General features: G+C 44.3%; 4 protein-coding genes and 1 riboswitch. Of the genes, 1 reads left to right on the top strand and 3 read right to left on the bottom strand.

The features are described 5' to 3' along the window. Positions 1-97 precede the first annotated feature (97 nt). Positions 98-979 (top strand): pantoate--beta-alanine ligase, encoded by an 882-nt coding sequence (locus HZC12_10205; protein MBI5027077.1) that lies wholly within the window; start codon positions 98-100, stop codon positions 977-979. Between the two features lie 19 nt (positions 980-998). Here the strand turns inward: HZC12_10205 and HZC12_10200 are convergent, their stop codons facing one another. The 3 genes from HZC12_10200 to HZC12_10190 form a co-directional block, all read right to left on the bottom strand. Beyond that, positions 999-3,494 (bottom strand): EAL domain-containing protein, encoded by a 2,496-nt coding sequence (locus HZC12_10200; GenBank protein ID MBI5027076.1) that lies wholly within the window; start codon positions 3,492-3,494, stop codon positions 999-1,001. 96 nt (positions 3,495-3,590) lie between these two features. Further along, positions 3,591-3,671: riboswitch (cyclic di-GMP riboswitch) on the bottom strand. Positions 3,672-4,116: 445 nt separating this feature from the next. After that, positions 4,117-5,181 carry a dehypoxanthine futalosine cyclase gene (gene mqnC / locus HZC12_10195; protein ID MBI5027075.1) on the bottom strand — a complete coding sequence of 355 codons (1,065 nt, stop codon included), beginning with the start codon at positions 5,179-5,181 and terminating at the stop codon, positions 4,117-4,119. After that, a partial coding sequence (locus tag HZC12_10190; protein ID MBI5027074.1) for an aminofutalosine synthase MqnE occupies positions 5,178-5,381 on the bottom strand: 204 nt, incomplete at its 5' end. The genes HZC12_10190 and mqnC, both read right to left, overlap by 4 nt.

Raw genomic sequence — 5,381 nt, 5'->3', positions numbered from 1 at the left:
TGGGTTGACGATGATGTTGAGCGTGCAGATGAAGGCTGGTAAATCAGCGAAAATTTTACTTGGATTATACAAGGGTATCACCAAAGGTTCATGAGTCATGCAGCTTGTTAAACTCTTAACTGATATGCAGTCCCTGAGCAGGGATTTCCGGGCTGAGGGAAAGACAATTGGATTTGTCCCGACAATGGGAGCACTTCATGAAGGCCACCTCAGCCTTGTGAGGCAAGCAGGTAAGGAAAATGATGTTGTAGTTGTCAGTATCTTTGTAAACCCTATCCAGTTTGGCCCAAAGGAAGATTTTGAGAGGTATCCCAGGGACCTCAATGGAGATTTAAACAAGCTATCCTCGCTTAAGGTAGATGCAGTCTTTATCCCTGAAACCAGTGACATGTATCCGAAAGGCTTTTCCACATTTATCGATGCTGGCAGCACTGGAGAAAAACTCTGCGGCATTTCAAGGCCGGGCCATTTCAGGGGAGTAGCTACGGTTGTTGCAAAACTCTTTAATATTGTTAACCCTCACAGGGCATATTCTGGCCAGAAGGACTTTCAGCAAACAGTGGTTATAAAAAAATTGGTGAGAGAGCTAAATCTCAATATAGAGATTGTTGTTTGCCCTACTATAAGAGAGCCTGACGGACTTGCAATGAGTTCAAGGAATAGCTATCTGAATCCTGAAGAGAGAAAAGCAGCAGCAGTTCTTTATAAGGCACTGGAGAAAGGTAAAAGCATGATATTGGAAGGTCAATACAATACATTCATGATAAAAACAGAAATGGAGCGCCTGTTAAAGGCAGAGCCATTGGCGCAGATAGAGTATATCTCAATTGTTGACCCTGAGAGTCTTGAAGAAGTGGATACGATAAAGGCGAGTGTTGTCCTCGCACTTGCTGTTAAGATTGGGGGGGTAAGGCTTATTGATAATTTGATTGTTAGCCCACACCTCTCTCTAAACCCCGATAAGGCCACTTCCAGGTAGTGTCCAGGTTTTTAGCGTATCAATACATTCCCTCTTTTATCCACATTTCCAGTTCCTCAGGTTCCATCGGCATAGAGAAAAAGAATCCCTGACCAAACTGGCATTTCAGGCTTTTGATCTTCGACAGCTGACCATATACCTCTAATCCTTCAGCGATAACATCGAACTTTAAATTGTTCGCCAGAGATATGATCGCTTTTATAATCTCCAGATGCTCTTCATTATCCAAAATTCTACTGATAAATGAGCGATCAATCTTCAATGCATTAACCGGCAATCGATGTATATAACTCAGGGAAGAGTATCCTGTCCCGAAGTCGTCGATATGGATATGAACTCCCATGTCCCGCAACCTTGAGAGCATTACAGACGCTGCATCAGCATTTTTCATGATCATGCTTTCTGTGATCTCTAATGCCAGACTGCTTGCATCAACTCCTGTATCTTTGAGGACTTGAGTTATCCGATCAACCAGACCAGGATGAGAGAATTGCTTGCTGGAAATATTTATGCTCATCTTTAAAAGAGGGTTTGAAGGATACTGCTTCTGCCATTGACGTAACTGGCGACATGATTCCATGAGGATCCATTCACCGATAGGAAAGATAAGCCCTGACTCTTCTGCGAGCGGGATAAACTCCATTGGATAGAGGATGCCGCGCTTTGGATGATACCATCTTATGAGGGCTTCAAAGCCAATTATCTTATTAGATGTCAGATCCATTATAGGCTGATAGTGCATTCGGAATTCCTTATGTTCAAGTGCTGTCCGCAAGTCAGCCTCCAGTTGTAACCGCTCTACTATGCTTGCATACATGTGAGCTTCAAACACTTCAAAGCAAGCCTTCCCTTTGGCTTTTGCCTGATACATGGCAATATCAGCATCGCGCAATACTTCCTCTGATCCCCTGTATATCTCGGAGCCAATTGCAACTCCTATGCTTGCAGTCGTGACTACCGTATGCCCTTTAATGTCGAAAGGCAACACTAATTTCATCAGTAGACGTTCGGTAACCTCCAGAACCTCCTTTGAATCTTTGATGTTTTCAAGGAGAACGGCAAACTCGTCTCCCCCAAGACGTGCAACCGTATCGCTCGGACGTAGACAGCTCACCAGCCGCTGGCCAACTGAGATGAGAAGCTGATCACCTATAATATGCCCGAGGCTGTCGTTGATAACCTTAAAGCGATCCAGATCGAGGAAAAGTACAGCATATTGATAATTGCTGTGACGCTGCAATTGTGAGTGCAAACTCTTAATTGCATGTTGAAGGCGGTCCATGAACAGGGCGCGGTTTGGCAAGCCCGTAAGGGCATCGTGAAAGGCATCGTGCAGCGACTGCTCCTCTGCCATCTTGCGGTCAGTAATGTCTGTCTGTGACCCGGCAATGCGATAAGCCTTCCCGGACTCATCCCTCACTGCCAGTCCTCGATTCAGCATCCAACGGTATGTTCCATCCTTATGTGATATGCGATATTCGCTTTCCAGATGGATGGTATGACCATTGATATGGGCAGTGATTTTAGCCTCCAATTTCTTGCGGTCATCAGGCTGCATCCTGTTAAACCATTCTTCAGGACTGTCTCCGATCTCCTCTTCGTTATAGCCGAGCATCGACTTCCAGCGGGGAGAAAAATATATCTTACTGTTTTTAAGATCCCAGTCCCACAAGCCATCATTGGCGCCACGGGCCGCAAGGGCGTAACGTTCCTCGCTCTCACGGAGGGCCTCCTCTGTCTTCTTATGTTCGACTATTTCCTCTTTGAGTTTTGCATACCCGTTTTTCAGTGCAATGCTCATCTCATTGAAGTGTAATGCGAGTTCCCCGAATTCATTTTTATCTTTGATATGGATTGCATATCCAAGATTGCCTGATGCAATCACCCTTGTCGCATCAACAAGTTTGCCTACGGGGCGTGTAATTGATAGTGTTAGGTTTACAGCAACAAGAATACCGAACAGGACGGTTAGCAGAATTGTAATGTAAAGAACACCTCTTGCCTGATTTATCTTATCCATTGCAGCACTTGTCATCGAACTAAGTCTTTCGCTGGCCTGCACAGACATATCTTCTGTGGTAGAAAGAAGTTTATTTCCTATAGCTGCTGTTTCGAGCTTCAGCTTATTTGTTTTCTCTTTATTGGCAGATGCAGTCATGTAGTAGCTCAGAGCATTCTGGTATTCAAGGGTGAGCGACTGAATATCTTTTATACGGTTTTCAATCTCTGGTTTGTGGTGGCAACCAGAACACCTCTGGGAAGCTTGATAAAGGGTTGTCACATTATCAGTAATCACATCAACCCTATGACCGAGTAGCGTATCAACAGTATAGAGATCTGACTGAACAGTTTGAATGGCTATAATCAGATGGCGCCGCAGATTTTCAATTTGATGGAGCGTGATGAGGTGGTTTAGCGTTGCCGTGGTGTTTTTAATATAAAGCCCTGCCAATACCGCGCCAGAGGCAAAGAATGCAAAAAGAACAACCAAGGATAAAATAATTTTACGTTTCATTTATCGGGTACTTTTTCTCTCAAACTTGTTTTACCCATCAAGAGCCCCCTAAAATAAAAAAACCCTCTCCGAAAGAGTAGGGTTTTCGTTAGCCATTTCGACAGCCCCTCTATCCCAGCGATTCTGGGACAGGTGGCTTTGTGCCCACCGGTTGCCCGGAGGTTACCCTTTCGGTGGCTTTTAAATTTTATAATAAAATTAAATCTGATGTCAATTTTAGACAATTTATAGCAGTATAAAATTTTCTGTGTAAGATCTTGACAGGCTGTTGAAAAATTGCTAATTTGTTCTCCAGATTGTTATTCCTGCCCCGTGTCGTCATTCCTGCGAAAGCAGGAATCCATGCACGGGGTAAACTTCAGCAGGAGTCCAGACGCTGTTCCCGCGAAAGCGGGAAACTATACAAATAAACTGGATTCCCGTTCCCCGATTACAACCTTCGAGGACAAGTTTCACGGGAAACCCTGGATTCCCGCTAAAAGCATGCGGGAATGACACGTATGGTTATTTTAGACTTTTTCAACAGGCTGTTGAAGTGTAAAAATAAAGGGTGTAAATCGGAGGAATTGGGGTCTATATTAGTAAATAAAGGAGCTTATTTGACCCTTGTGTAATTTTGGGTTTAAAACTCCCTCAGGATATTGTAGTAGGTATCTCTCTGTGCAGCCCTGAAACCCGCGCCTTTTATTGCATCGATAAGTTCGTTCATGGAGGCCATGTAACTTACGCCTGTTGATGCAACGACGTTTTCCTCAATCATTGTTGAACCGAGGTCATTGGCTCCAAACCGCAGTGCTATCTGAGCAATCTTGATGCCCTGCGTTACCCATGAGGCCTGGATGCTTTTGATATTGTCGAGGTAAATCCTCGATAGGGCAAGAATCCTCAGATATTCTACAGCAGTGGCGGCGTGAAGTGACGAGGAAGTTTTAACTCTTAACTTTAAACTTTTAACTAGTTCCGTATTCCCTGGCTGGAAGCTCCACGGAATAAAAGCTGTAAAACCGCCTGTTCTGTCCTGAAGGTTTCTCAGGGCATCGAGGTGTTCAATTATATCTTCAGGCTCCTCCACGCTTCCAAACATCATTGTTGCAGTTGTCCTCATTGCAAGCCTGTGGGCATCTTCCATGACCTTAAGCCATGATGATGATTTAATCTTTCGGGGGCTGAGAATCGCCCTCACCCTGTCTGAAAGTATTTCAGCCCCTCCCCCTGGGATTGAATCAAGCCCTGCAGCCTTTAAAATGCTTACGGTCTCTTTTATAGTGAGGTCTGATTTATCTGCGATATAGCATATCTCTGGCGGAGAAAGGCCATGGATATGGATGGAGAAATTTTCTTTGATCGATTTTAAAAGCTCAATGTAGTAATCGAGACCGAGTTCAGGATGAAGCCCGCCCTGAAGGAGTATCTGGGTTCCACCGAGGTTTATGGTTTCGTTTATTTTTTTAAAAAGCTCGTCCCTGCTGAGCAAATATGCCTCAGGGTCGTCTTTATTTTTATAAAAGGCGCAGAAGGCGCACTGGTTTATGCAGATATTTGTATAGTTTATGTTACGGTCAATGACAAAGGTAACAATGCCATCAGAATGCAAAACTTTCCTCATTGCATCAGCCTGTTCCCCAAGGTCAAAGAGTGGTGCCTCTTTAAGCAATCGTAAGCCTTCTTCTCTATGGATTCTTTTCATTTTCTCATCGAAGATTCGTACCGAACCTCTTTATAAAACGAGTCCCTCTCAACAGGCACCTTGCCCGCCTTTTCTATGAGATTTATCAATTCATCTTTTGAAATGGCCTTCTCTGAGATTGCACCTGCTGAATGGGTAATCTTTTCCTCTACAACTGTGCCATCCAGGTCATCGGCTCCAAAAAGGAGGCACAACTGGGC

It is taken from the genome of Nitrospirota bacterium, from assembly GCA_016214385.1.
Classification (GTDB): domain Bacteria; phylum Nitrospirota; class Thermodesulfovibrionia; order UBA6902; family JACROP01; genus JACROP01.
Note: the sequence above shows the minus strand (reverse complement) of the source record. Positions and strands in the feature narration are given on the sequence as shown.

Excerpts from the sequence above, each read along its gene's own strand:
- HZC12_10205 (MBI5027077.1), top strand. The coding sequence starts at position 98 with ATGCAGCTTGTTAAACTCTTAACTGATATGCAGTCCCTGAGCAGGGAT.
- HZC12_10200 (MBI5027076.1), bottom strand. The coding sequence starts at position 3,494 with ATGAAACGTAAAATTATTTTATCCTTGGTTGTTCTTTTTGCATTCTTT.
- mqnC (MBI5027075.1), bottom strand. The coding sequence starts at position 5,181 with ATGAAAAGAATCCATAGAGAAGAAGGCTTACGATTGCTTAAAGAGGCA.